The sequence below is a fragment of the Longinema margulisiae genome (genome assembly GCF_025266855.1).
Lineage (GTDB): Bacteria > Spirochaetota > Brevinematia > Brevinematales > Thermospiraceae > Thermospira.
Genome location: NZ_CP053071.1, coordinates 701,186 through 726,006, shown reverse-complemented (window position 1 = coordinate 726,006; position 24,821 = coordinate 701,186). Strand labels below are relative to the sequence as shown.

Sequence of the window (24,821 nt, the reverse complement as noted above, 5' to 3'; positions counted from 1 at the left end):
TATGTTTTTTGTGACTTGAGACTTCTTTGTTCTGGTTTCAGAAAAAAGGATTTTGAAAATGCGGGGCGTTTGTTGTTTCTTTCTGAAGAAAGTATTCTTTTTTGGGATTACGGAAGGCGGCAAAAACCTGATGAAGGGGGTTGGGTGTCAATGGACGAATGTCTTCTAACAGGGAGAAAAGGTGAGATTTGCCTTTTGAGAGAGGGGTAGAGGGGCGAAGAAAGGGGATGTGGTATTCCTGACAATAGGAGAGAAGTTGACGCTCGAAAAGATAGGCAAGGGGCCGAATGATGGCCAAGGGAAAGTGATGAAGGGGATAATGGGGGAGAAGAGGAGCCCAGCGGCGATGATAGATGAGGGCCATGAGGGCTGAGAGGGTGATATCCTCTAAACTGTCTCCTAAGGCAAGTTTTCCAGGAGTGGAAGAACAGGTATGGATAAGGGTCTGGAGAATGGCCTGTCTCGGGTTATGGTGATAGAGGGTATGCCCTTCTTTTGGGAGGGGTGAAAGGATAAGGGGAGGAAGAGAAAAACGATTTTGGAGAGTGGTGTACCATCTTTCTATGAGAAGGGGATCTTCATTCGGGGTGAGGATATGGAGGGGGCGGAGAGTATAGGATATAGGAATATACGAGAGCCTTTTCTGGAGAAAAAGAAGGAGGGAAATACTCTTGGGGGCTGTGGAGACGCCCACCCAGAGAATATCCCCGTCCTGAATCATACGGTAGTCCTGAATGGCCTGACCAACAATCTTGAGAAGATTGTGTTCCTTCATGTGAGGTCCTCAAGGGAAAAAACCCACGAGAGGGAGAGTTCTGGTTTGTAGAGGGGGATCTCATAGCCTATCATGGCCTCTTCTTCACTGTAGTAGGTGGCAAGAGCATAGTAGAGGCGTCGTAGTTTGTAGAGCTTGAGGTTGGAGTCTGGGGTTTGTTGAAGGGTGTATTCGAGGAGGTTTTTGAGGGCTTCCAAAACTTCTCTATTGGCACTCTCAAGGAAAATATCCTCGAGAGCGAGGAGTTCATCGATTTTTTTGTGGAAAATGAGGGTGAGAAAAAAGTCACTCCATTCATCAGCAAGAAGAAAGGCGGTATCGACCATTTCTTGTTTCGTTTCCTCGGAAAGGGTGAGAAAGGGTTCGATGGTTTTTTGTTTCTGGCAAATCTTGAGAAAAGCCCTGGTTTCTTTCACAAACTGTTCAAGGGAGGTTTGTTTTGTCTTTGATGGGGCTAAACTCATACTTCACCTCTCTCGCAAAGTATCTGGAAAAGGACAACGGTTACATCATCCTGACGGAGGCGTACGTGGTGGTGATTGGTGTAAAAGTCTTCGATTTTTTGCATGAGGATATCTTTGATAGTGGTGATGGATTCTGTACGATTTTCCATAATGATGTTATTGAAATAGGTGTTGTAGAAAGAGAGAAGGTCTTCAATACCGTCGGTGTAAATGATGATTCTGTCGTCTTTTTGGAGACTAACTTTGTCGTAGCGGTAGGAGAAGCCGCTCTGAAAGCCTGTAGGAGGGGATTTTTCTATGCCAAGGAAACTGATTTCGTTTTGGGCATTGAGGCGAATGGCAAACGGAATTCCGCCGCTGGAATAGTAAAACTCCCGGTTTTCAACATCCAGGATGCCCATGTAGACGGCCACGAAGGGCATAGTGGACATTTCAAGGCTGGAGAGTCTTTCGTTGAGCATCTCAAGAAAGCGATTGGGAAGAATAATTTCCTGAGACACGACGTCTTTTCGGAAAGCGGTGTACACATCTTTCACAAGGACGGTGAGCATAGCGGCGGAAATACCATGGCCTGCCACATCAGCCACAAGGATCAGGTGATAGGGTTTTCCGCCTACGATTACTTCTTCGATGTAGAAGAAATCTCCGCCCAGTTCCTCGCATGGCTGGAAAAGGTGTTGATAACATACCACCTCGGAGAGGGGAGTGGTATCGGGGAGAAGTTCGTACTGCAGGGTTTTGGCCGCATTGAGGTCATCAAGCATCTGTCGGGTGATGGAAGCAAGTTTTTGTTCGTGGAGCTTGATATCCGTAATATCGACAAAGGTAATGATGCTACTGTCATAGGCATCGTCTACAAAGACGGGGAAGGTACGGATGTTGTACCATCGCTGTTTGAACTCGATTTCGGTATGCTCTTTGAAGGAGCGGGTGGTGATGGTTTCGTCTAAGAGGTCATTGAGCCTTTGTTGAAGGGGGGAGGGAAAAAGATGGGCAAAGGCCTGTCCCTGGAGGGGTGTTTCCCGCTCGCAGAGGGACTGGGCCTTCTGGTTGTGTCTGATGATGCGGCCATCCTTGGCTACCTGAAAGATGGCGTCGTCCGAATGGCTGAAGAGGCTATTGGCAATGGCGGAGAGGCGCTTCATGTTCTGAAGCATGATTTCTTCGTTGGTAATGTCGTGAAGAAGGATATAAAGTCCCATGAACTCATCTTCGAGCGAGATGGCTTTGAGATAGGCCTGAGTATGGATGATCTGGTATTCATCGTTATGGCGAATGCTCAGATCAAGATGGCTTTTGGTTTCTCCCATGGTTTGAATGGTCTGCAACAGAATCTGGAACTGGTCGATATAGTCGTTATGGATAAAAGAGAGGAAGGGCTTCCCTTTGAGGAGGGTTTCAGAAGGGGTTCCAAGGAGAAAGAGGGCTCCACTATTGGCATAAATAATATGATAATTGGAGTCGGTAATCAGGATGGCGTAGTCTTTGATCTGGTTAATGGTAATGTTTTTGAAATCCATGGCGTATTCGCGCATGATGATGAAGAGGTGTTTGAGAAAGTCATGGAGTTTTGAGGCGTTGAGTTTCAGGTATTTGAGGGCTCGCAGATAAGGAATGAGGGAGAAATAAAAGAAAACTAAAACACCAATCACCTTTCCATTGGCGTTTTTGACAGGGATCACTAAGGTGCGAAAAACCTTTCGTCGAAAGTAAGCGGTATAAAAACCTTCGCTGAGAATCCCGCGATTGATTTCTCTTCCCAAGATAGCGGGGTCTTCCTGGAGGGCCAAGTTTCGGCGGAGGAGTTTTGGCCAGAGGGGGTGGGTCATGGATTGGTACTTGAGGAGAAATTTTTCCTTGACACGAACATAGACAAGACAGTTGGTGGTAAAGAAGGCTTTGCTGAGGCGGTTGCCGATGTAGTCGTACATTTCCTGTTCGGCATAGGTAGCACGGGATTCGAGGCGGAGAAACTGGTCAAAGAGCTGTTCAAGGAGAAGTTCGGTTTTATAGACATTTTTGATGTAGTCCAAAAAAAAGAAAATGAGAAGGGCTGAAAGACCGGCAAAGAGGAGGTTGAGCCACATCATCGGGTCCCCCAGCTGAAGGATTTGGGAATGTAGATCTGGTAGAAAATTCGCATGGCTTCTGTGTCTGTCATGAAGGCAAGGCAATCAATGAGGGTTTGTTTTTTGCTACTAGAAACGGGAATATGCACCAGAGAGGGAAAGGGGTCTCCCCTGTCAATGAGTTTGTCGAAGTGTTCTAAGAGGGCCAAGAGGATATTTTCTGCTTTGGTCATTTCTTTCTGGAGTTCTGGGTGGGTGTATACCTTGTCGAAGAGAAAGGCACGCAAATTGTGGAGGGCGGTCAGGATGTTTTCGCTGATTCGTATTTCAGCGCTTTGCTGCGAATGGAGGATAACATCCCGAACGAGGGTATTGATGCGAGCAGCGTGGCTTTCTCCGAGGGTGGAGAGAATCTCCCTGGGGATCTCATGGGGAGAAAGAAGACCGGACGAGAGGGCATCCTGAAGGTCATGGTTTACATAGGCGATGATGTCGGCGAGGCGTACAATTTGTCCCTCGATGGTAAGGGGTTTGTCTTTGTCTGACCAGAGAATGGGATTCTGGCCTGTTTTGGAGTGTTTGGCAATACCGTCCAGGACCTCTGTGGTGAGGTTAAGCCCCTGACCGTTTTTTTCAATGGTGCTGAGGACACGAACACTATGGGTGGCATGTTTGAAGTGGGGGTCGAGATGTTTCTGGATGATGCGTTCTCCTGCATGTCCGAAAGGGGTGTGTCCCACATCATGGCCTAAGGCGATGGCTTCTGTGAGGTCTTCGTTGACTCGCAGGGACCTTGCGATGGTGCGGGCTATCTGGGATACCTCAAGGGTATGGGTGAGCCGGGTACGAAAGGTATCACTGGCAGGGGAAAGAAAAACCTGGGTTTTGTGTTTGAGCCGACGAAAGGATTCACTGTGGATAATACGGTCTCTGTCCCGCATAAACTCTGTTCGTATCTCATCGGGAGTTTCGGGTATTTTTCTCCCCCTGGTTTGGGCACTTTTGGTTCCGTAAGGGGAAAGATACTCTTGTTCGAACTGTTCGTGAAGTTCTCTCATACGTCGTTCCATTCAAGTTTCTGCTCGGGTAAATACGATACTATATCCATGAGGTTCTCTTTTCCTTTTATCGGCATTTTTTGTGCATTCTGCACTCTTTTATTATACGGAGAGGATGTCTATACGACAAGTATTTCTTTAGTTCCCACGAATGGAGGGATTTTGCTTTCCTGGATGGCTAACGTGGAGGAGGGGGAATTTGTTCTCTTTGGGGCGAAGGTGCCCATTCTTTCAGCAGAGATGGTGAAAACCTCTGAGATTATTTTTCGGCAAAAGGCAAAGGGTATTCCACAACAGAATCTTTATCGTTATGGGAGTTTCTTGAGCGTGTTGAACTTCCCCTATGTGGCTATTTTGCCTGTCAAAACGAACTACACAGATGAAGATATTTTGCCTGTTCTGAATGCGACGGTAGTGGCCTATGTACCAGAAAAAAAAGAGGAGGTTTCTTCTCAAGTGAAAGAGGTTTCGACTGAAGAAGAGACGCCTTCTCCTATTCTTTTTCAGGTAAAGGGGAATGTCTTTAGAGATCGGGTCATGCTTTCGTGGTTTTTTGATGGGTATAAGGGGCAGGAGTTTGCGGTGTATCGTCTCAGTGTTCCGCCTCAGATAGGTGTTCTTCGTACCAGTCGTCCGATCGCTCGTGTGAAGGAAACCTGGTATGAGGATATGCCCCCTGTTGGGGGACCGTACTACTATGTGGTGATTCAGGAGAACGAATTTCAGGTGGAAGAGAAAAATAGTGTGGGGCCTCTCTGGTTTCCTGTGGAACCGGTAACGAATAGGGTCATGGGAAGGGAGTAGAAAGACGTTCTTTTGGGGAAGAAGAGAGAAACTTCCCCCAAACTTGTGACAAATGCCCATTGACATGGAGGAGGGACTATGGTAAAATAGGGGGCGAAAGAGAAAAAATTTCACGGGGGAAGCGGGGAAGAGTTGACAGGGTGGGGGGTGTGTGGTATAATTATAGGGAAAAAGGGTTTGAAGAATAAAAATTGAGTGGAGGTGTGGTATGAAGTACCATGGGTATGAAGATGCACTGAAGCGGAAAGTGAAGAAGGTGGTAGCAGGGGCGGCGTTTGCCGGTCTTCTCGGGACTCTTGCGCATGGGCAGGAGTATCTTCGGATGGAATCGATGGTTCATTCTTTTTCTTTGCCGGGACGGAGTTTTCTTTCAGAGATGAAAGCGAAGGATGTGTATAGTTCTGAGACCTTTGCACGAATGTGCAAAGGTCTCAAGAAAGTGATAAAAAGCAAAAAGTAGTATAAAAATATTTCTTTCCATAATAAACAAGCCTATTTTTTTCATAAAAAAAGACAAATAAGCCCTTGTGAACAGAAAAAGCGGGGTTTCAGGGGCGTAGCCCCTGACCCAAACAGGGGAAGAAAACACCCGTGCAAGGCTCTCGTTCTTTTCGTATGGCGGAGTCACAGGTAACGCTTGCGGTGTGGCGGGCGGAGAGTGCAGCGAAGGGGCGAGTTTATGGGGCGATAGGGTACACGGAAGCGAAGAGGTTTGAGGGGCGAGAGGATCCCCATCTTGTGAGGAAATACATGGAGAAGGGGGTGACGATACAGGAGGTGGTATCGGCGGTTCGGTCGCTGGTAACGTCGGCGAGGGAAGTGAGGACAGTGGAGACGAGGTTAGATGAGAGAGTACGTCAGTGGCATGAGAAGAGATATCCATGGGACACGATGCCGTGGGAGAACCGGTTACCGTTCAGTAAGCAGCATCCGATGGCGGGTTTTGTGCTTGTGGTGTTGCAGGAGGAGAAGAGGAAGAGACGGAGTGAGGAGAGGGGGAGGCTAACGAGGCGGGAGAGGGAGCTTGTGGGTCGGAAGAGGGAACTTGAGAGGGAGAGGGAGGAGGTAACGGCGAAGTGGGAGGAGGCGATACTTGAGGAGGGGAGGCGACTTGAGGCGTATGAGGAAGCGAAGGGGAGACGGGAGGACATAGAGAGGAAGCTTGAAGAGGGTGGCTTGTCTTCGGAGGAGAGGGAGAGGCTTGAGAAGGAGCTTGCAGTAGCGAAGGAAGAGGAGAAGAGGGCGAGGGAGGCGTATGGGGAGGCGAAGCGGGTGAGAGAGGAGATAGAGAGACGGAAAAAGGAGATAGAGGAAGAGATAGGGAGGGTAGAAGAGGCGCTGAAACTGGTGCAGGAGAGGCTTGGGGAACTTGCGCCTGAGGATGTGAGGGAGGCGCTTGAGATGGAGCAGGAGGGGGAGGACATAGAAGGGCGAGGGAGCAAGAAAGAAGACACACCCTCCAAATCATCGTCCAGTAGTGAGAAGAGTTCTTCTTCTGGGAGTTCGAGTTCTTCATCTTCATCATCGGAGAAGAAGGGGTTTTTGTCTTCGATAGCGGAAGGTATTTCGAATGCGGTGAATACGGTAGGGAATGCGATTGCGGGAGCGGTGAATTCGTTTGTAGATACGGCGAGCAAGATAGCGGCGTATGTAGGGCAGGAGGCGAAGAAGGTGGTGGAGGGTTTAACGGGAGGGAAGAAGGAGGGGGATACGGCGAAGCCGAAACCACCGAAGAGGCATGTGAATAGTGATGTATATAACCGGGCGTGGGAGATAGCGCGCAAGGAGTGGGCGAAGGAAGGGGGGAAGAAGCCTATTAGTGATTATGGGCAGAAGGCGGTGAGTCAGGCGGATTATGAGAGGAAGATGGAGAAGGCGAGGAGGCTGTATGAGGAAGCGAAGGCGAGTGATCCAAATTTTTCCCATGGGCTTGATTATTTCAAGGATGAGGTGAGGTGGGAGATAGCGATAGAGGACAGGCTTGATAGGGCGATGGCTGGGATTGAGAGGGGGGACGAGGAAGCGATGAAGCGATTTCAGGAGGCTGTGGAGAGGACGATGAAAGAGATGGAAGGGTTTGATGAGCTTCAGAGGAGGGTTGGACTGATAGCCGGGGAGGTGCTGAATCGTGAGGAGGGAAGAAGAGAGGCCCGGGCGAGGATGATTGAGGAGAGGGAGGCGAGTAAACAAAAAGAGGTTTCTTCTGAGGCGAAGGTGTATACGGTGGAGAAGGGGGACACGCTTGTGAAGATAGCCCAGAAGACGGGGATACCCCTGAAGAAGCTCTTAGAGATGAACCCGCATCTACGCGGGAGGGAGAATTATATCGAGGTTGGTGAGGGGATCAATCTTGACCCTGAGACCATCCCCGACTGGGCGAAGAGGGAGGCCACAGAGGGGGAGAAGGCGATGAGTCAGAAGATAGGGCAGGAGTGGGAGAAGAGGCAACAGGCGGAATCTCCGTGGCAGAAGATAGCGTCGCAGATACCAGGGACAAAGGAGTGGGGGGAGAAAGAAAGACATCCTTGGTATATGGGAGGAAGGGATGGAGAATTGAGGCCTTATACCTGGAGAAGTTGGCCTGTGATTCAATTTACAGGGGGGATAGTCAAAGGTGCAGGAAATATGGTGAAAGGTATAGTTGATATGGTGACTCATCCGATACAAACAGGGAAGAATATGTGGCAGGCGATAACCCATCCGAAAGAAACGTTAGGGAAAATAGGAGACGATTTAAATTATAGCTTTGAACACGGTTTCCCTGCGGCATTGAGGAAGTTTTTTAAAACTTCCTCAGGGGTTGTTGATTGGGAGAAAGCGGGGGAGGATGTGTTTACTGTAGGGACGGGCTTGTTTTCTTTGGTAAAAGGACCACAATTAGTGAGGGGAATAAGATATGAAGCTGGGTGTAGATATAGGCATCAGGTTGGGCGACAATTTATCAATACACGAACGAAAGTGGTAATATCAGAGGAAGCTCTTCCCTGGCCGGGTGGAGAGGGTTTTGTGGCCGGGACAGAGGGAGTGTTTCAGTTGCGGGAGGGAACAGTTTTGACACGATATACCACAACGCCTGGGAGGGGTTCATATTTTGCGCCGAAAGGCACACCATATGTGAATAGAGGAATTCCGAAGAAATATCCCTATTATGAGGAGTATGTGGTGATGAAAGAGTTTCCTGTGAAGTATGGTCAGACAGCTCCGGTAAAGGAATTTGGTGGGGCAGGAGGTGGCTGGCAGTATAAGCTGGATGAAAGTTTAATGAAAGAGTGCATAAGTAAAACACCTTTTTTAGAACATGAGACTTATTTACAGTGGTTATTGAGAAATGATTATCTTAAAAGAACTTATATAAAGGGAGGGAAATAATGAAAATTGTGACAGATTATAGAAACAGTAATGGTTTCCCTTTATTTTTTTCAGAAGGGGTGTGGGGAAGTTTATGTATAACGCTTCGAGATGAACATGGTTATGAGTTATTAAATTATTGTATAGGAAAAGATGTTCCTTCTTTTCAAGAAACAGGATTTCACTGGGTTTGTGAAGAAGAAAAATGTTATATTAGTAAGTTGTTGGGTATAACTTCAATAGGGAGTAGTTTATGGGGATATATTTTCGATCCTGAATTGAGTAATTTTCCTATTGAGTCTCAGGTTTTCGCGTTTAGAGTAGAAAAAAATTCTCCTTATATTTTTGTTTATACTTTTTACAGTTTTGATAGCAGAGAGTTTTATAGAGGATATGCCTATGCCTTATTGAAGGAGGAACCTGAGGAAAGTGAATATTATTTGAGGAAGGCGGAAGAGGAATGGGCAGAGTATGAGAGGCAACGTCAAGGAGAGGCGAAGATGAACGAGGAGAAAAGAATATTTGAAAGAGAGTATGAAAGGAGGCACAAGAGGCATTGGTGGGAGTTCTGGAAGCTTTTATAAGCGGAGCCCAGTACCTTTCAGACACGGCGGTGTTTGGTGTGGGGGAATTTAAATATGAAGAACTTATTTCCAAGAGTATTTTTGGGGCTGTTGTTGGAGGGCCGACGGCGTATATGGTGAAGCAGACGGTGGGGATGTATCCGGTGGGTTCTTTTGAGAGGGAGTATATGGATTTCACGTTGAGGGTTTGTCGGGAGTTTGGGAATAAAGCAGCCTATGAAGCCTGGAAATACTACTCCAAGGCACTAAATGAGAGAGGAAAATGAGGCGGCTATGAATAGGGATTATTTTGTGTCATTGGTGACCTATATAGTGTATGGTGGTGTCATTTTGATAGGAGTTTTGTTTTTTGCGCCTTTTCTTCTTTTGGCTTTTTTAGAAGAAATAAAAACAGGCCAGTTCTGGCAATTGTCATTTACTCAAATTGTAGGTGGCTTAGTGGGTATTGTTGGTGGTCTTGCGTACTTATTGTCGGATGCGTTTGTGACGGTGGTATGGGCGCCGATTATTTCGTATTGGAGGATATCGATCAGGGAGGATGGGATATATGGATGGAAGTTGTGGGAGATACATCGGATATGGAAGGATTGTCCACGGAAGATCTGTAGCTGGGAGGAGGTAGAGAGGCTTCAATGGTTGGCATGGTTTGATATGGGGGCTTCTCGTACAAAGGTTTTTTTAAAAAATGGTTCAGGATTTTATATAACGAACCTGGGAGATAGCCCTTCAGATAGGCTGATATATACTACTGATGATGAGAGAGAAAAAAGATTGAAATATTCATATATTATGATGTATGCGCTTATTATGAAACGAATTGGAGAGGGGAAGTTTGAGGGCTTTGAGAGGGGGAGAGTTGGGTTTTCAGACGAGAAGGTTCTTTTGAGGGCGATCAAGTATGTACTTGAGACGGAGGTAGATGGGATTATAGAGGAGGACAGGCGGAGGTTAGCGAGGATGAAGGAACTCGAAGAGGAGTATGAGAGGGAGAAGCGGGAAGAGATGGAGAAAGAAGGAGGCTATAGAGTATGACAAAGGGAGAAGGAGTTATTTTGAGGTATGATGGGGTGAGGTATACGAATGTGATGTCGATTTATGCGGGGTCGGAGGAGTTTTTCTTCGACTTTGGGACTGTAGCCCCCGGCAAAGAGGGGATAGAGATTTTCAGTCGTGTAGCCCTTTCTCCCCGGAATGCGAAGCTGTTTTTGTTTGCACTTGGTGAGCGTGTGAGGGAGTATGAGGAGACTTTTGGGGAGATAGAGGTGGAGGGGAGGTAGTGGTAGGCTATCACCATGTTTCAGCTTCGGAGGTGGCTTTTGCTGAGACATGGGAATAGGGCCAGCCCTTTTCTCTGGGAGAAGGGTGCCGGGAGATTTTGCTATGACCTTATTTCAGCAAAGGGGGCTCGTTTGCTGAAACATGGTGATAGCCGGGGTAGGCTTTTCTCCCTGAAAGAAGGTAGTCGTCATTGTTTGGGTTTGTATGGAGGGGGGTTAAACGTTTAACCAGAAGGTGGGTTTGCTGAGACATGGTAATAGCAAGAGGCATGTGGGGGGGTGTATAGAGAGATGTTAAACGTTTAGCCTATGGGGTGTTTGGCTGAAACAAGGTCATAGCCCCGGGTTTGCGGTCTCAGAAAGCCCCTTTCTTGCTGAGACATCGCCATAGCCTGCCATTTACTTAAGCGTCATTCTTCTTTCTTGCTTGCAAAAAATGGCTTTTTGGGGTATACTACTATGCTGATTTTCAAGTGAGGAGAAGAATGATGCAGAGATATCCCAAGGATTTTTTGACCACACAGGATTTTTCTGAAGAGCAATTGATAGAGATGATCGATTTAGCTATTCGTATGAAGAAAAACAAGTCTCGCTATGCCAAGGCACTTGCTGGCAAGAAGCTTGCCATGATTTTTGAAAAGTCATCTACCCGTACAAGGGTTTCTTTTGAAGCAGGGATGTATGAACTGGGGGGTATTGCTTTTTTCTTGAGTAGTCGTGATATTCAGCTTGGACGGGGAGAGCCTATTGCGGATACGGCGAGGGTCCTCTCTCGTTATGTGGATGGGATCATGATACGTACCTTTGGGCACGATCGGGTGGAGGAACTTGCCCGTCATGCCACTATTCCGGTGATCAATGGGCTTTCAGACTGGCTTCATCCCTGTCAGGCTATGGCTGATTTTCAAACCATCGTGGAGAAAAAGGGCAGGATTCGTGGGATCAGGTTCTGTTATATTGGAGATGGAAACAATATGGCTCATGCCCTTGGTCTTCTCTCTACCCGGTTGGGGGCTCATTTTGCCTGTGCGACACCAAAGGGGTATGAGATGGATGATCGCATTGTGGATATGATGAAAGAAAATGCCAAAGTCTCTGGTTCAAAAATTCTTCTCACCAATGACCCGGTGGAAGCGGTCAAAGGGGCTGATGTGATCTATACTGATGTGTGGGCATCCATGGGACAGGAGGAAGAAGCCGAAAAACGTCTGAAGGATTTTTCAGGATTTCAAGTAAATAAAACGCTTGCCCGTTATGCTGATGAAGAGTATATCTTTATGCACTGTCTTCCCGCCCATAGAGGGGAAGAGGTGAGTAGTGAAGTCATTGATGGTGCGCATTCCGTGGTATGGGATGAAGCAGAGAATCGTCTTCATGTTCAGAAGGCCATCCTGTATACTCTGATGAGGAAGTAGGATGAAGATCACAGCCGTTATTCCCGTGTACAAAGACCCACGAGATCTCAAAACCATTGTGGAGCGACTTCTTTTTTTTGACTATCCAGAGAAGGAAATCGTGGTGATTGTCGATGGTCCTACCAATGAGGCGATTGAGCATATCCTTGATCTCTATAGGAATCAGATCCGTGTCCATTACAATGGTATTCAGAAGGGCAAGGTGATGTCCCTGAATGATGTGGTTCATACTCTTGAGACGGATGCCCTTCTTTTTATTGATAATGATATCATTTTTCCTCAAGATAAATATTTTTTGAAGAAGTTAGCAATTTACCTTGAGAACAATGAGATTGTGGAACTTCCTAAGGAAGCAAGGGTGAATACCTTTGTTTCAGCGATGATGAGTTATGAGTTTATGAGTTTTACCATGGCTACGTACCTCTTGGCCAAGCTCTCTGGACACTCCCCTTCTATGAACGGGGCTTGTTTTGCCGTGAGAAAGGAATGGTTTGACAGGATGGGAGGGTTTCATCGGGTGATCAATGAGGACATGGATTTTGCTGCGAGGTCGTTTATCCACCATGCCCGTTTTGCCTTTCCACCGGAACTCAAGGTCACCAATGGGGTTTCGGATACGGTGAAGGACTGGATCAATCAGCGGAAACGATGGGCTCTCAACAATGTTCTCTGGTTCAAACGCTACTTTGGAGAGGTACTCAAAAAAACGATGTCTATGCCTTCGCTTCTACTGGCGATTGGGGTTTTTGTTTTGCCCATGGTGGCGTATATTCTTTCGTATGTGCTTCTTCATGTCTTCAGGCTTGGTATTCTTTCTTCACTTGTCTTTTTGGTGAGCCATGCGTGGAGTTTTACGTCGGCCCTTCTCTTTAACTTTATTCAGTATAGTTTTCTTTTAGGGGGGAATTATATTCCTTTTCTTGTGTCTTTTCTGATCACGATTCTCAGTTATGGACTGGTGGCGAGGCATTTTCGTATGCGGTTTGTCTGGTGGGAGTTTGTGATTTTTTATCTTTTCTATCTCCCCCTCTGGACGGTTCTCAATCTGATCTTTTTTGTGCTAGTTCTCTTTGATGTGAAAGTGCAGACTCAATGGAAGATATAAAAAGGAGAAATCCATGGCCAAAGTATGGGAAAAAGGCGGGGAAAAACTCCATCCTGTGGTGGAATCCTATGAGGTGGGACAGGATTATCTTCTGGATGGGAGGCTGTATTTTTATGAAATGGCAGCAAGTCTTGCCCATGCGGCCATGCTTGCTTCGATTGGTATTCTCAGTGAAAAGGAACATGAGGACATCAGGCGGGCTATCACGAATCTTTTCCGATCTCATGGAAGAACGATTGCTCTTTCTGTGGCGGACGAGGATGTGCACTCCAAACTGGAAAATCAACTTACAGAACTTCTTGGGGATGTGGGGAAAAAACTTCATACAGGTCGAAGTCGAAACGACCAGGTCATGGTTGTTCTCCGTCTGTATGAGAAGGATCAGATCATTGCTCTTGCGCGTCGTGCGGTGAGGCTTCTTCGGATTATGGCGGATCTTGGGGAAGCTCACTATCAAACCATCCTACCAGGATATACGCATACCAAGCAGGCTATGCTGATGACGGTTGGTTTCTGGATGGCCGGGTTTATTGAGATGGGAATGGACAATCTTTCCCATCTTGAGGGGGTCTATAAGCTCATTGATGCGAATCCTTTGGGAACGGGGAGTGGGTTTGGGGTTCCTCTTCCCCTTGATAGGGACATGACCACCCGTCTTTTGGGGTTTGGACGTGTGCAGTATAGTCCCTTGGCGGTTCAGAATTCCAGGGGCAAGATGGAGGCCATGATTATTGATGCTCTCTGGAACTGGATGCATGATGGCTCACGACTGGCCGCAGACCTTCTCACCTGGAATATGGATGAACTTCTCTTCATTGAAACGAATCAGGTGATTACCACGGGGAGTTCTCTCATGCCTCAGAAACGAAATCTCGATGTCATGGAGCTTGTGAGGGCAAGGGCTTCCGTGGTGCAGGGATACAGTCATCAGATCAAGAGTATAACCACGGGGCTTCTTTCAGGTTACAATAGGGATATGCAGGAGACCAAAGAGCCTCTGATGCGGAGTTTTGATATCGTGCAGGAGACACTTGAGGTGCTTGCTATTGTGCTTGAGAATATTCGTTTCAATGAAGAGAATATTCGCCGCGTGCTTTCCAAAGGTATTTTTGCTACGGATCTGGTCTTTGAGGCGGTAAAGGAGGGTGTGCCTTTCCGGGATGCCTATAGAAGGGCTGCCAAGGAGATGGAAACTCTCGAGGTCAATGAAAACCGCATTCGCGAAAGTATAGAAAAACGGGTTTCTCCTGGATCACCACTTACGTATGATTATGAGGCTATCAGGGCGGAGATTCATCGTTATGAAATGTTCTGGGCCAAAGAGGAAGAAGATTTTCACAGAAAGTTAGAGGGGCTTTTTGGGGAGTAATCACTCCCATCTCCAGACAGAGCCTGAAGGGAGAGACTTCTTTTCGATTAAATAGAGGATCTTCCAGGCGACAAGGTCGGGATGGTACACCTTTTTTTGACGGAGAATATGAACAGAAATCCAGTCCAAGAACCAGAAAAACCATGAGCGTTTTTTGAGGTATCGTTTACGCATTTCGGTGTCCATAGCGGGTGGGTGAATAACTAAGACGTGAAAGGATTTTTTCCCCCTGTATTCCAAGGCCAGGGACTGGGCAAAATGGTCGATGCTTGCCTTGGCTGCTCCATACACAGCCCAGAGTTTGCGAGGGGCAACCACGGACCGACTGGAGATGAATACCATCTGGAGAGGGATGGAGGTGGTTGAGAATCGTCTCAAAAAGGCAGAGGTGAGGGCAAGGGGAGAAATGGTATTGAGAAGGAAGTTGTGGTGGATATCGGGGGCGGTGAGATTTTTTATCTCCGTGACAGGTTGCATCTCGCCCGCGTTGTGGATAAACACGAGTTCTTCACATTCTTTTGGGAGAAGAGAAAGGATCTGAGAGACGAGGTCTTCAAGGCTTTCTATTTTCGTGAGATCCCACGAGAGGAAAGTAAAGGGTTTTCCGTTCTTTTTGGCTTCTTCTTCGAGTTCCTGATCCCCTGTTCGTGAAATACCAATCACCCCGTAGGAAGCGTAGAGAAAGGCTTTGGCCAGGGCTTTTCCAAGTCCTTTGGAAACGCCGGTGATAAGGACGTACTTCATGTATTCCTCCTTGGACAAATGGCTTCTTCTTTTTTAGTAGGGAAGGGTTCAGACAAGAAGGCTGGTTATCCTGTTGAAAAGCTGGGTATTTATCTCTGGCGCTGGTATTTTCCCATTAGTTCTGCCGAGGAAAGGATGTGCCCTTCCATGGCTTTGAGGACCTGTATTCGTGTGCTTCCTTCAGGAAGGGAGAGGAGGGTGTCAAGGGCATAGAGTTTGAAGAAGTAGCGGTGGGTGGCAGAAGGGGGACAGGGACCACCGTATCCAATTCGACCAAAATCCGTTCTTCCCTGCTTGGCGGAGAGACGGGTGAGTTCAGCACTGGAAACCCCCTGGGGAAGACCGGAAGTAGAGGGCGGGATATTGAAAACCACCCAGTGGACAAAAAGTCCCATAGGGGCATCAGGATCTTCGCACAAAAGCACCAGACTTTTTGCCTGAGAAGGTATGTCCTCCCACACAAGTTCAGGAGAGATATCTCTCCCGTCACAGGTGTAGGTAGAAGGGATGAATCCCCCATCATGAAAGGCAGGGCTTGAGATTTTCATAGAAACCTCCTTGAAAAGAGGATAATTTAGTATAGCACGGGAGAGGGGTTTTTGCAAATGGAGGCAAGGGAGAAAAGATATTTTTGTCTGGTTTTTTTGTCGTTCCACACTCATACAGAATGGTCATTTTCACACAAAAACTGAATACTTATTCGACCATCTTTTCTCTTTCAAATTTGGGCTATTTTTGTTATCCGTCTTCTTTCTTCTATGAAGCGCTCCCGCGCGGGGCAAAAGGGGCTTCGCCCCTTTTGAAAACCCCACCCCGCCCCTGCGGCGGTTTCTGTAGCCACCGACCTGTCTCCCGTGGTGCGGGCTGGAACAAAAACCTGTAGTCCCGTTCTCTTCTGTAGCCACCCGGAGACAGCCCTCCCTGTCTGACCCCGGGCTTCCTCGCCACCTCCTGTGGCTCGGCTAGTGGTGAAAAGACGATGGCTTCCATTACCAGCCCGCGGGGCACGTGTCCCCTGCAGGGGCTTCTCTCAGGTGACACCGCAGACAGGGGCGGGGAGGCTATGGCGATGTTTCAGCCCCAAGGGGGGCTTTCTGAGACCACAGGACCCAGGGCTATGACCTTGTTTCAGCTAAACAACCCATTGGTCAAAGGTTTAACCTCTATCTATACAAAAACTACATGTCTCTTGCTATTACCATTTCTCAGCAAAAAACCTCCTCCTAAGCTGAAACATGGTGATAGCAAAGAGCATCCTCTACCCCACGGAAGAATGAAAAGCCCTATCACCATGTCTCAGCAAAAGCCTCTGCAGCTCCGCTTCGGTGGGCTTGTGGGGAAAAGCAACAGAAGATATCGCCTCAGGTGCCTCCTGCACCCTCACTTCGGAAGGGCTCCCCACTTGCGGCAAAGGACACACGACCGCAAAAGCGGCCCCGTGGGGTACAGAAAAAAAAGGGGTGAAAGAACAGAGCTTTCTCGTGTTATTTCCCTGTTCATTAAGAAATGTGGAAATAGCTATTCAGTTTCATGTGTGGAACGACATATTTTTGTCTGGTTTTTTACTTTACGGAGAGACTAAAAAAATTTTTTTCAAAAACGCCCGTTTTTGACATTATTTTGACAAAAATGGACAAATTTAACAAAAAAATTTCGATAATATATTATGAAAACTCAAATAAGGAGGAAGATATGTCCAAGTCGGTGAATGTGGTGATTGTGGAAGGTGGTGTGGTGAGAGAACCTGAACTTCGGTATACGCCTGCTGGTGCGGCTTATACCCGTTTTGCTATTGCTCATACGGGTTTTTCCAAGCAAGAACCCGATCATGAGGAAACGAGTTACTTTGAGGTGACAGCATGGGGAAGGATTGCCGAGGTCTGTGCCTCTTATCTCAAGAAGGGGAGAAAGGTTATCGTCTCGGGAAAACTCCGTCAGAGTCGATGGAAGGATGAGGCTGGTCACACCAAGAGTCGGGTGGTGATTTTGGCTCAGGATGTGAAGTTCATGCCCAATCAGAAACGTCAGAAGCCGTTTGCTTCTGATGAGTAAGAGGCGTGAGGAGGAGTCACCTGTTGGTGACTCCTTTTTCTTTTTTTAGTTTATCACATAAAAGAGACCTTTGCACGAATGTTCAAAGGTCTCAAAAAAATAATAAAGAACAAAAAATAGTATAAAAATAAAAATATTCCTTGCAATAATGAATAATCTTCCCTTTTTGCACAAAAAAGACCAATAAACCCCTTCTACAAAGAAAAAGCGGGGTTTTAGGGGCGTAGCCCCTGACCTAAAAAGGGGAAGAAAATACCCGTGCAGGGGTCTCATGAAAGTATTCGAAAGAGAAGTGTTGATTTTCAAAAGAAGAGGTGAGTTTTGAGAAGCAAATATCTTGGAAGAGATTCTCTCTTCAGAATATTCCTTCATCGGTTTTTTATGTGAAAAAAGAAAGCAAAAGCCAAGCCTAGGCTTGACAGCAGGGATTTTTACGTTAAAATATATGGGGTGAAAAGAGAAAGGAGGGGTGCGGTCCGACGTGAACATAACCCGTAAGGAGGAGAATATATGAAACGGTTTTTGGTGTTAGGTCTTGTGGGACTTATGTTTTTGGCCGGGTGTGGGCCAAAGGCACAAACGGATGTTCTCAGGTATAACAATGGCACAGAGCCCCAAACCATTGATCCTGCTATTATGACGGGCCACCCTGAATTCACCATTGCGGTGCAGATTTTTGAGGGCTTGACAGCGTATGATCCCAAGACGCTTGAGCCTGTCCCTGGTGTGGCTGAGAGCTGGACAGTCTCTGCAGATGGCAAGGTCTGGACATTCAAGCTTCGTTCTAATGCGGTATGGTCTGATGGTACTCCTCTCACCGCTCAGACCTTCAAGGATTCCTGGCTTCGTGCCTTGGCTCCTGAAACAGCTGCTGAATATGCCTATCAGCTCTATGTGATCAAAAACGGCGAAGCCTACAATGCAGGCAAAGCCAAGGCAGAGGAAGTTGGTATCAAGGTTATCGATGATCAGACTCTTGAGGTGACCCTTGAAAATCCCACTCCCTATTTCTTGCAACTCACCGCTTTTCCTACCTATATGCCCGTACCTCTCCATGTGATCCAGAAAGTTGGGGATAAGTGGATTCTTCCTGAAAACCTTGTGGTGAATGGTCCTTTCAAGATCAAGGAATGGACACCAAACCAGAAGATTGTCTTTGTCAAGAACGATACCTATTGGGATAAGGAAAAGGTAAAACTCAACCAGATTGAATTTTATGCTATCGAAGACAATAATACCGCTCTTGAAAAATACCTCAACAATGAACTTGACTGGCTTCCTACGGTTCCCACGGATAGGGTGGAGGAGATGCTGAAGCATCCTGATACCAAGGTGGCTCCTCAACTTGCTGTGTATTTCTATCGTTTCAATGTCACCGATCCAGCTCTCAAGGATCCCCGTGTACGTCGGGCGCTCTATCTTTCTATTGATCGCAAGTATATCATTGACAATATCCTGAAGGCAGGGCAGCAACCCGCTTACAACTTTGTACCTTCTCTTGCAGGCTATACTCCCTATGTTGGTGAAAAGGAAAATATTGAAAAAGCCAAGAAACTTCTTGCTGAAGCAGGTTATCCTGATGGTAAAGGCTTCCCAACGCTTACTATTCTCTACAATACCTCTGAAGGACACAAGAAGATCGCTGAAGCCATCCAGCAAATGTGGAAGAAAAACCTTGGTATTGATGTGACCCTTGAAAACCAGGAATGGAAGGTCTATCTTGACAGGGTTGGAAAACTTCAGTATCAGATTGCTCGTGCCGGATGGATTGGAGACTATCCTGATCCCAATACTTTCCTTGATATGTTTGTTACCGGTGGTGGAAATAACCAGACAGGGTATAGTAATCCCACGTATGATGAACTCATCAAAAAGGCTGCTTCTGAAAAGGATCCCAAGAAGCGTATGGCTATTTTCCGCCAGGTGGAAGAGATCTTGATGACGGATCTTCCTGTGATGCCCATCTACTTCTATGTGAATATCCTGATGTGGAAACCTTATGTCAAGGGTGTGTATATGAATGCTCTTGATCTTCATCCTTTGAAAGAAGCCTATCTGGAAAGATAATCCTTTTGCACGGTCCTGGATCTCAGGGCCGTGCTGTTTTTATTTTTTGAAAAGAAAAGGGAGTAAAGTGTATGCTACGGTATGTGGTGAAGCGTTTTTTGGCGATGATACCTACACTTTTTGTGATCATGACGGTCACTTTTTTTATCATACGGCTTGTGCCGGGTGGGCCTTTTTCACGGGAAAAACAACTCCCAGAACAGGTGCTCAAAAATCTTGAGGCAAAATACCACTTAGATGAGCCCCTCTGGAAACAGTATTTTCGTTATATGGGGGACATTCTCTTCCGACTGGATTTTGGGCCTTCCTTTCGGAGTCGGGTGTTTACGGTGAATGATATTATCAAGAGGAAATTTCCTGTGTCTTTTCAGGTGGGTGTGGAGGCTCTTCTTGTGGCGCTCGTTTTCGGACTTACCTTTGGGATTATTTCCGCCCTCTATAGAAATAAATGGCCGGATTATCTTTTTACCGGTATCAGTGTGCTTGGGATTTCTATCCCGATGTTTGTGATTGCTTCGCTTTTTATCCTTGTTTTAGCGAGGTGGCTACGGTTGGTGCCGGTGGCTGGTTGGGGAGACTACCGCTATCATTTGATTCCTGTGCTTTCTTTAGCCTGGCCGTATATGGCGTATATCACTCGACTCACCAAGGTGGGGATTGTGGAAAATATGCACAAGGATTATGTGACCACAGCTCGTGCCAAGGGGCTTCCTGAATCCACTATTCTGGTCAAGCATGTTTTGAAGGGGTCCCTTATTCCTGTGGCTTCGTTTTTGGGTCCTGCTTTTGCGGGTATTGTGACTGGGTCCATGGTGGTCGAAAGTATATGCAATATCCCCGGGATAGGGGTGGAGTTTGTTCAATCGGCTTTCAACCGTGATTATACGGTCATTACAGGGATTACGATTGTCTATGCGACGTTATTGGTTTTCATGAACTTCGTGGTGGATATGGTATATGCCCTTCTTGATCCAAGAATTCGCTATAAATAGGAGACGCTCATGGCAATGGAGAATCGTGAGTTACAGCTGGAGGAGGTAAAGGGGGTTTCTCTCTGGAAGGATGCCTGGCGCCGTCTTCTCAAAAACAAAATGGCCGTGGTGGGAGGGATTATTGTGATCCTTTTTATTCTCATGGCTATTTTTGCGCCGGTCATTGCCCCTTATTCGTATGAGTATATTGATTTTGACAATCCGCAGATCAATAAGCCTCCCTCATGGGAACATCCCTTTGGAACGGATAGTTTGGGGCGGGATCTCTTTTCTCGTGTGATTTATGGGAGTCGGGTGTCTATTGCTATTGGGTTTGTGACGGGGCTTGTGGCTCTCGTCATTGGGGTGAGTTATGGGGCTATTGCTGGTTTTGTTGGCGGGAAACTCGATGAATGGATGATGCGTTTTGCGGACATTCTCTATAGTTTGCCCTATATGTTTTTTGTGATTCTTCTCATGGTGATTTTTGGGAGAAATTTTATCATGCTTTTTATTGGTATTGCTTCGGTTTCCTGGATGACCATTGCTCGTATCACGCGTGGGCAAATCATGTCTCTCAAGAATAATGAGTTTGTAGAGGCGGCGAAGTCGATTGGGGCTTCTCGTCGAAGGATTATCTTTCGCCATCTTATCCCCAATGCGATTGGTCCTATCATTGTGTATCTCACCCTTACGATCCCCAGTATTATGCTTGAGGAGGCTTTCCTCTCTTTTCTTGGTCTTGGTGTTCAGGCCCCAATGACATCCTGGGGACTTCTTGCTTCAGAGGGGAAGGATGTGATTACCACCTATCCGTGGCGAATCATCTTTCCCGGGCTTGCGCTGACCCTTATGCTTTTTTCTCTCAACTTTTTGGGTGAAGGGCTTCGGGATGCTCTTGATCCCTCTCAGAAAAACAAACTGTAGGATGATGGTATGGCTGAAACAACGCTTTTGCAGGTCAATAACCTGAGAACGGTTTTCAAGACGGATGATGGTCTCGTGCATGCGGTGAATGGCATTTCTTATAAACTTGGATATCATGAGGCTATAGGGGTTGTGGGGGAATCTGGTTCGGGAAAATCTGTTTCTCATCTCAGTATGCTTAGGCTTATTCCTCAACCACCGGGAAAGATTATCGGGGGAGAGGTATGGTTTGAGAAGCAGAATCTTCTGGCCATGTCTGCCGAAGAGCTTCGTACTATTCGGGGGAGAGATGTTTCTTTTATTTTTCAGGATCCTATGACCTCGCTCAATCCCTTTCTGAAGATTGAGACTCAGATGGTCGAAGGGATCATGCTCCACAAGAAGGTCTCTAAGCAGGAAGCGAAAGAAAGGGCAATAGAACTTTTTCGCCGGGTGGGGATTTCTGAACCGGAAAAGAGGCTCTCTGGTTATCCTCACCAGATGTCGGGAGGGATGAGGCAAAGGGTGATGATTGCTATGGCTCTCATGACCCGACCAAAGCTTCTCATTGCTGATGAGCCGACGACGGCCCTTGATGTGACTATTCAGGCCCAGATTCTTGAACTTATCAATACCCTTCGTCGTGAGGAGGGGATGAGCCTCATTCTGATTACCCACAATCTTGGAGTGGTCGCAGGGATGACGGACAGGATTTTAGTGATGTATGCGGGCTATATTGTGGAGGAAAATACCACACAGGAACTCTTTGAACATCCCCGTCATCCCTATACGGTGGGACTCATTCGTTCTATTCCCAAGATCCATGAGAAACGGGAAGGGAGGTTTTATTCTATTCCAGGGACACCGCCCAATCTTTTGAATCTTCCTGATGCGTGTCCCTTTTATCCCCGGTGTGAGAGACACAAGGATATTTGTAAGCAGAAAATGCCCCCACTGGTGGAAAATGGCAGTGGGCGGTATGCCTGTTACTTTCCGTATTAGGAGACGATGATGCAGACGCTTTTTCGTGTGAGAAATCTCAAGAAATATTTTACCCTCAAGGGAAGTTTGTGGGAAAAACCTCAGGTTTTGCGCGCTGTTGATGGGGTTTCCTTTGATCTGTATGAGGGGGAAACATTGGCAGTGGTGGGGGAGTCTGGCTGTGGAAAGTCCACCCTCGCTCGTACGATGATCCGTCTTCATGAACCAACAGAGGGAGAATTATGGTTCGAAGACAAAAATCTTATGAATTTAGATTATCGCTCCCTTCGGAAGGAGAGAAGGAATTTCCAGATGATCTTTCAGGATCCGTATGCTTCTCTCAATCCCAGGATGACCATCGGAGCGATTATTGCTGAACCGATGGAGATTTTTTGCCGGTATGGGGTACTTTCTCTTTCTCAGGGGGAGATTCGTGAGAGGGTGAGTGAGCTTTTGAGACGGGTGGGACTCTCTCCATCGTTTATTAACCGGTATCCCCATGAGTTTTCTGGTGGACAGAGGCAGCGTATTGGGATTGCCAGGGCGCTTGCTTTGAACCCCAAGCTTATTCTCTGTGATGAGCCCGTCTCAGCGCTTGATGTGTCGATACAGTCTCAGATTCTCAATCTGTTAGAGGAGCTTCAACAGGAGTTGAAACTCACCTATCTTTTTATCTCCCATGATTTAGCGGTGGTGAAGCATATCTCAAGTCGGGTGGCGGTGATGTATCTTGGCAGGGTGGTGGAACTTGCCAAAAGCCAGGAACTTTATGAAAGGCCGTCGCATCCCTATACGCGGGCGCTTCTTTCGGATGTGCCAATCCCTGATCCAAGGCTTGAGAGACAACGCAAGCGAATTCTTCTCAAGGGGGATGTGCCCTCACCTATTGGGGAAGTCAAGGGATGTCCTTTCAAAGATCGCTGTTATATGAAAACGGCAATTTGTGAGGAAGTTCTTCCCCCTCTGGAGGAAAAAACCCCTGGACACTTTGTTGCCTGTCATCACTGGCAAGAGTGTGCAGAGATGTAAAAAGAGACCTTTGCACGAATGTGCAAAGGTCTCAAGAAAGTAATAAAAAAATAAAAATGGTATAAAAATATCTCTTTCCATATAGACAATCCTATTTTTTGGATAAAAAAGACAAATAAACCTTTGTAAACAGAAAAAACGGGGTTTCAGGGGCGTAGCCCCTGACCCAAACAGTGGAAGAAAACACCCGTGCAAGGCTCTCGGCTTATGTTTTCTTTCTCACTCAGAAGATCTGTGAGCTTTTGGGGTAGACTGTCGTTCCACATTCATACAGAATGGTTATCTTCACACAAAAAGTGAATACTTGTTCGACCATCTTTTCTTTTTTAATTTTGGGCTATTTTTGTTGTCCATCTTCTTTCTTCTATGAAGCGCTCCCGCGCGGGGCAAAAGGGGCTTCGCCCCTTTTGAAAACCCCACCTCGCCCCTGCGGCGGCTCCAGAAGGGTATTGTCCTCGTCGCATGCTACGCATGCGCCTCGGACGGAACATGGGCCGCTTTTGCGGGCCATGGGAGAACATTTCCCTTGAGAAGGGCAAGTCCTTCCTCCGTGGGCGACATTGCCTCGTCCTCGAAACTTCGGCAACCACAACTCGTCTTACTGAACCTTGCCCCCAACTTTATAAACTTTACAAACTTTCAACTTTCAACTGATACGCACCCTCACTTCGGAAGGACTTCCCTCTTGCGGCAAAAGACAAACGACCGCAAAAGTGGCCCGTGAGGGTCCTGAGCGAAGTCGAAGAGAGGTACAGAAAAAAAGGGATTGAAGGAACAAAGCTTTCTCGTGTTATTTCCCTGTTCATAAGAAATGTAAAAATAGGTATTCAGTTTCATATGTGGAACGACATGAGCTTTTGGAGTAGACTCGTATGGGAAGAGGGTTTTCTTGACTTTTTCATATTTTCATATTATAATATTATTATATGATTATCCAAAGGAGAAAACCATGATACTTGTTCAGGATCAATATTGTCCGAAAAATCACATCTGTCCTGTGATCAGGCTTTGTCCTGTGGGAGCTATTTCTCAGCCTACCATGTTTGCGGCTCCTGTCGTGGATCAGAAAAAGTGTATTGATTGCGGAAGGTGTGTGCGGGCCTGTCGTACCTTTGTTCGTGTGGCTACGGAACCTGCTCAGGCATGAGAGACAATCTCATAGAAGCGGCGAAGAAAAGCACGAATGAGAGAGGGGTCTTTGACCCCTTTTGTTTTTTCTACTCCGCTGGAAACATCTATCCCATAGGGGCGAATGGCAAGGACATCGGCAAGATTGTCGATGGTAATCCCACCGGCGATGATGGCTTTGTGTTGCAACCATTGGTGAGATCTCTCTGAGAGTTGAAGAGAGATCCTCTGTCCTGTACCGCCGAACTCGGAGGGGTGCCAGCTGTCAAAAAGCAGGGCATGGGCCTGAGTGAGGCGGACCTTTTCAATGAGGTGATCGTCGAGAAAGGGGGTCCGCACGGCTTTGATCAGCCTGAAGGACCAGAGGCTTTTGAGAAAAAGAATACTCTCTTCGGTGTATTTTTCACTGTGGAGTTGAATGGTGTCCAGCCCCACGGAGTGGGCGATATCCACTATCTCAGATGGTTCCTGATCCACAAAAACCCCTACCTTTGAGACAAAAGGGGGGATATCCGCACAGAGGCGGCGGGCTTCATCAGGCGAGATCCACCGAGGGCTTGGGGCATAAAAGACAAATCCTACGGCATGGACGCCCTCCTCGATAGCCGTAGCCACCGAAAGAGGATCCCGAAGACCGCAGATTTTCACTCGTATCATAAAAGTCTCCTTCTCTGT

General features: G+C 47.0%; 24 protein-coding genes. 17 read left to right on the top strand and 7 right to left on the bottom strand.

Features of this window, described 5'->3' with window-relative positions:
• Positions 1–37: 37 nt before the first annotated feature.
• From BREVNS_RS03310 to BREVNS_RS03295, 4 genes are read right to left on the bottom strand one after another with little or no spacing between them, the layout of a single operon-like run.
• The gene (locus tag BREVNS_RS03310) at positions 38–775 is read right to left on the bottom strand and encodes an adenine nucleotide alpha hydrolase family protein (protein ID WP_483427632.1); all 738 of its coding nucleotides are present in this window, start codon (positions 773–775) and stop codon (positions 38–40) included.
• Positions 772–1,239 (bottom strand): hypothetical protein, encoded by a 468-nt coding sequence (locus BREVNS_RS03305; protein WP_483427631.1) that lies wholly within the window; start codon positions 1,237–1,239, stop codon positions 772–774. The genes BREVNS_RS03310 and BREVNS_RS03305 overlap by 4 nt, the downstream gene beginning before the upstream one ends.
• The gene (locus tag BREVNS_RS03300; protein ID WP_483427630.1) at positions 1,236–3,329 is read right to left on the bottom strand and encodes a SpoIIE family protein phosphatase; all 2,094 of its coding nucleotides are present in this window, start codon (positions 3,327–3,329) and stop codon (positions 1,236–1,238) included. Before BREVNS_RS03300 ends, BREVNS_RS03305 begins: the two co-directional genes overlap by 4 nt.
• Entirely contained in the window at positions 3,326–4,378 is a 1,053-nt protein-coding gene (locus tag BREVNS_RS03295) for a deoxyguanosinetriphosphate triphosphohydrolase (protein WP_483427629.1), read from the bottom strand. Before BREVNS_RS03295 ends, BREVNS_RS03300 begins: the two co-directional genes overlap by 4 nt.
• A 150-nt stretch (positions 4,379–4,528) precedes the next feature.
• Between BREVNS_RS03295 and BREVNS_RS03290 the strand changes: the two genes are divergently transcribed.
• The 10 genes from BREVNS_RS03290 to argH all read left to right on the top strand — a co-directional run bounded on the left by BREVNS_RS03290 (position 4,529) and on the right by argH (position 14,268).
• A complete protein-coding gene (locus BREVNS_RS03290) occupies positions 4,529–5,170 on the top strand; it encodes a hypothetical protein (RefSeq protein ID WP_483427628.1) in 642 nt (213 codons plus the stop codon).
• A 208-nt stretch (positions 5,171–5,378) separates the two neighbouring features.
• Positions 5,379–5,630, top strand: a complete 252-nt coding sequence (locus BREVNS_RS03285) for a hypothetical protein (RefSeq protein ID WP_483427627.1) — start codon at positions 5,379–5,381, stop codon at positions 5,628–5,630.
• A gap of 131 nt (positions 5,631–5,761) precedes the next feature.
• On the top strand, positions 5,762–8,539 hold the full coding sequence (locus tag BREVNS_RS03280; protein WP_483427626.1) for a glycohydrolase toxin TNT-related protein: 2,778 nt from the start codon (positions 5,762–5,764) through the stop codon (positions 8,537–8,539).
• Positions 8,539–9,102, top strand: a complete 564-nt coding sequence (locus tag BREVNS_RS03275) for a hypothetical protein (RefSeq protein WP_483427625.1) — start codon at positions 8,539–8,541, stop codon at positions 9,100–9,102. Before BREVNS_RS03280 ends, BREVNS_RS03275 begins: the two co-directional genes overlap by 1 nt.
• Positions 9,078–9,368 carry a hypothetical protein gene (locus BREVNS_RS03270; protein WP_483427624.1) on the top strand — a complete coding sequence of 97 codons (291 nt, stop codon included), beginning with the start codon at positions 9,078–9,080 and terminating at the stop codon, positions 9,366–9,368. Before BREVNS_RS03275 ends, BREVNS_RS03270 begins: the two co-directional genes overlap by 25 nt.
• A 7-nt stretch (positions 9,369–9,375) precedes the next feature.
• Positions 9,376–10,134 (top strand): hypothetical protein, encoded by a 759-nt coding sequence (locus tag BREVNS_RS03265; protein WP_483427623.1) that lies wholly within the window; start codon positions 9,376–9,378, stop codon positions 10,132–10,134.
• Complete coding sequence (locus BREVNS_RS03260) at positions 10,131–10,379, top strand: DUF3467 domain-containing protein (protein WP_483427622.1); 249 nt, start codon at positions 10,131–10,133, stop codon at positions 10,377–10,379. Before BREVNS_RS03265 ends, BREVNS_RS03260 begins: the two co-directional genes overlap by 4 nt.
• A gap of 488 nt (positions 10,380–10,867) precedes the next feature.
• Positions 10,868–11,794, top strand: coding sequence for an ornithine carbamoyltransferase (argF, locus tag BREVNS_RS03255; protein WP_483427621.1), 927 nt, complete (start codon positions 10,868–10,870; stop codon positions 11,792–11,794).
• A 1-nt stretch (position 11,795) separates the two neighbouring features.
• The gene (locus BREVNS_RS03250; protein WP_483427620.1) at positions 11,796–12,899 is read left to right on the top strand and encodes a glycosyltransferase family 2 protein; all 1,104 of its coding nucleotides are present in this window, start codon (positions 11,796–11,798) and stop codon (positions 12,897–12,899) included.
• Between the two features lie 13 nt (positions 12,900–12,912).
• Complete coding sequence (gene argH, locus BREVNS_RS03245) at positions 12,913–14,268, top strand: argininosuccinate lyase (protein ID WP_483427619.1); 1,356 nt, start codon at positions 12,913–12,915, stop codon at positions 14,266–14,268.
• Here the strand turns inward: argH and BREVNS_RS03240 are convergent, their stop codons facing one another.
• Both BREVNS_RS03240 and BREVNS_RS03235 read right to left on the bottom strand, forming a co-directional pair.
• Positions 14,269–15,012, bottom strand: a complete 744-nt coding sequence (locus BREVNS_RS03240; protein ID WP_483427618.1) for an SDR family NAD(P)-dependent oxidoreductase — start codon at positions 15,010–15,012, stop codon at positions 14,269–14,271.
• An 89-nt stretch (positions 15,013–15,101) separates the two neighbouring features.
• On the bottom strand, positions 15,102–15,560 hold the full coding sequence (locus BREVNS_RS03235; RefSeq protein ID WP_483427617.1) for a YbhB/YbcL family Raf kinase inhibitor-like protein: 459 nt from the start codon (positions 15,558–15,560) through the stop codon (positions 15,102–15,104).
• Between the two features lie 1,144 nt (positions 15,561–16,704).
• On the opposite strand from BREVNS_RS03235, the gene BREVNS_RS03230 reads away from it, so the two are divergent.
• From BREVNS_RS03230 to BREVNS_RS03200, 7 genes are all read left to right on the top strand, one after another.
• A complete protein-coding gene (locus BREVNS_RS03230) occupies positions 16,705–17,064 on the top strand; it encodes a single-stranded DNA-binding protein (RefSeq protein ID WP_483427616.1) in 360 nt (119 codons plus the stop codon).
• Between the two features lie 510 nt (positions 17,065–17,574).
• Positions 17,575–19,131: a peptide ABC transporter substrate-binding protein gene (locus tag BREVNS_RS03225; protein WP_483427615.1), complete on the top strand. Its 1,557-nt coding sequence runs from the start codon at positions 17,575–17,577 to the stop codon at positions 19,129–19,131.
• Positions 19,132–19,202: 71 nt separating this feature from the next.
• Positions 19,203–20,123: an ABC transporter permease gene (locus BREVNS_RS03220; protein ID WP_483427614.1), complete on the top strand. Its 921-nt coding sequence runs from the start codon at positions 19,203–19,205 to the stop codon at positions 20,121–20,123.
• A 9-nt stretch (positions 20,124–20,132) separates the two neighbouring features.
• On the top strand, positions 20,133–21,029 hold the full coding sequence (locus BREVNS_RS03215; RefSeq protein WP_483427613.1) for an ABC transporter permease: 897 nt from the start codon (positions 20,133–20,135) through the stop codon (positions 21,027–21,029).
• Between the two features lie 9 nt (positions 21,030–21,038).
• Entirely contained in the window at positions 21,039–22,010 is a 972-nt protein-coding gene (locus BREVNS_RS03210; RefSeq protein ID WP_483427612.1) for an ABC transporter ATP-binding protein, read from the top strand.
• A 6-nt stretch (positions 22,011–22,016) separates the two neighbouring features.
• Positions 22,017–23,018 carry an ABC transporter ATP-binding protein gene (locus BREVNS_RS03205; protein WP_483427611.1) on the top strand — a complete coding sequence of 334 codons (1,002 nt, stop codon included), beginning with the start codon at positions 22,017–22,019 and terminating at the stop codon, positions 23,016–23,018.
• Positions 23,019–23,967: 949 nt separating this feature from the next.
• Positions 23,968–24,165 (top strand): 4Fe-4S binding protein, encoded by a 198-nt coding sequence (locus BREVNS_RS03200; protein ID WP_483427610.1) that lies wholly within the window; start codon positions 23,968–23,970, stop codon positions 24,163–24,165.
• Here the strand turns inward: BREVNS_RS03200 and BREVNS_RS03195 are convergent.
• A complete protein-coding gene (locus BREVNS_RS03195) occupies positions 24,156–24,803 on the bottom strand; it encodes a phosphoribosylanthranilate isomerase (protein WP_483427609.1) in 648 nt (215 codons plus the stop codon). The two genes, BREVNS_RS03200 and BREVNS_RS03195, sit on opposite strands and share 10 nt — an antisense overlap.
• Positions 24,804–24,821 lie beyond the last annotated feature (18 nt).

What these genes read in the sequence shown, in the direction of transcription:
- BREVNS_RS03310 (WP_483427632.1), bottom strand. Translation starts at nt 775, where the DNA reads ATGAAGGAACACAATCTTCTCAAGATTGTTGGTCAGGCCATTCAGGAC.
- BREVNS_RS03305 (WP_483427631.1), bottom strand. Translation starts at nt 1,239, where the DNA reads ATGAGTTTAGCCCCATCAAAGACAAAACAAACCTCCCTTGAACAGTTT.
- BREVNS_RS03300 (WP_483427630.1), bottom strand. Translation starts at nt 3,329, where the DNA reads ATGATGTGGCTCAACCTCCTCTTTGCCGGTCTTTCAGCCCTTCTCATT.
- BREVNS_RS03295 (WP_483427629.1), bottom strand. Translation starts at nt 4,378, where the DNA reads ATGGAACGACGTATGAGAGAACTTCACGAACAGTTCGAACAAGAGTAT.
- BREVNS_RS03285 (WP_483427627.1), top strand. Translation starts at nt 5,379, where the DNA reads ATGAAGTACCATGGGTATGAAGATGCACTGAAGCGGAAAGTGAAGAAG.
- BREVNS_RS03275 (WP_483427625.1), top strand. Translation starts at nt 8,539, where the DNA reads ATGAAAATTGTGACAGATTATAGAAACAGTAATGGTTTCCCTTTATTT.
- BREVNS_RS03265 (WP_483427623.1), top strand. Translation starts at nt 9,376, where the DNA reads ATGAATAGGGATTATTTTGTGTCATTGGTGACCTATATAGTGTATGGT.
- BREVNS_RS03260 (WP_483427622.1), top strand. Translation starts at nt 10,131, where the DNA reads ATGACAAAGGGAGAAGGAGTTATTTTGAGGTATGATGGGGTGAGGTAT.
- argF (WP_483427621.1), top strand. Translation starts at nt 10,868, where the DNA reads ATGCAGAGATATCCCAAGGATTTTTTGACCACACAGGATTTTTCTGAA.
- BREVNS_RS03250 (WP_483427620.1), top strand. Translation starts at nt 11,796, where the DNA reads ATGAAGATCACAGCCGTTATTCCCGTGTACAAAGACCCACGAGATCTC.
- argH (WP_483427619.1), top strand. Translation starts at nt 12,913, where the DNA reads ATGGCCAAAGTATGGGAAAAAGGCGGGGAAAAACTCCATCCTGTGGTG.
- BREVNS_RS03240 (WP_483427618.1), bottom strand. Translation starts at nt 15,012, where the DNA reads ATGAAGTACGTCCTTATCACCGGCGTTTCCAAAGGACTTGGAAAAGCC.
- BREVNS_RS03235 (WP_483427617.1), bottom strand. Translation starts at nt 15,560, where the DNA reads ATGAAAATCTCAAGCCCTGCCTTTCATGATGGGGGATTCATCCCTTCT.
- BREVNS_RS03230 (WP_483427616.1), top strand. Translation starts at nt 16,705, where the DNA reads ATGTCCAAGTCGGTGAATGTGGTGATTGTGGAAGGTGGTGTGGTGAGA.
- BREVNS_RS03225 (WP_483427615.1), top strand. Translation starts at nt 17,575, where the DNA reads ATGAAACGGTTTTTGGTGTTAGGTCTTGTGGGACTTATGTTTTTGGCC.
- BREVNS_RS03220 (WP_483427614.1), top strand. Translation starts at nt 19,203, where the DNA reads ATGCTACGGTATGTGGTGAAGCGTTTTTTGGCGATGATACCTACACTT.
- BREVNS_RS03215 (WP_483427613.1), top strand. Translation starts at nt 20,133, where the DNA reads ATGGCAATGGAGAATCGTGAGTTACAGCTGGAGGAGGTAAAGGGGGTT.
- BREVNS_RS03210 (WP_483427612.1), top strand. Translation starts at nt 21,039, where the DNA reads ATGGCTGAAACAACGCTTTTGCAGGTCAATAACCTGAGAACGGTTTTC.
- BREVNS_RS03205 (WP_483427611.1), top strand. Translation starts at nt 22,017, where the DNA reads ATGATGCAGACGCTTTTTCGTGTGAGAAATCTCAAGAAATATTTTACC.
- BREVNS_RS03200 (WP_483427610.1), top strand. Translation starts at nt 23,968, where the DNA reads ATGATACTTGTTCAGGATCAATATTGTCCGAAAAATCACATCTGTCCT.
- BREVNS_RS03195 (WP_483427609.1), bottom strand. Translation starts at nt 24,803, where the DNA reads ATGATACGAGTGAAAATCTGCGGTCTTCGGGATCCTCTTTCGGTGGCT.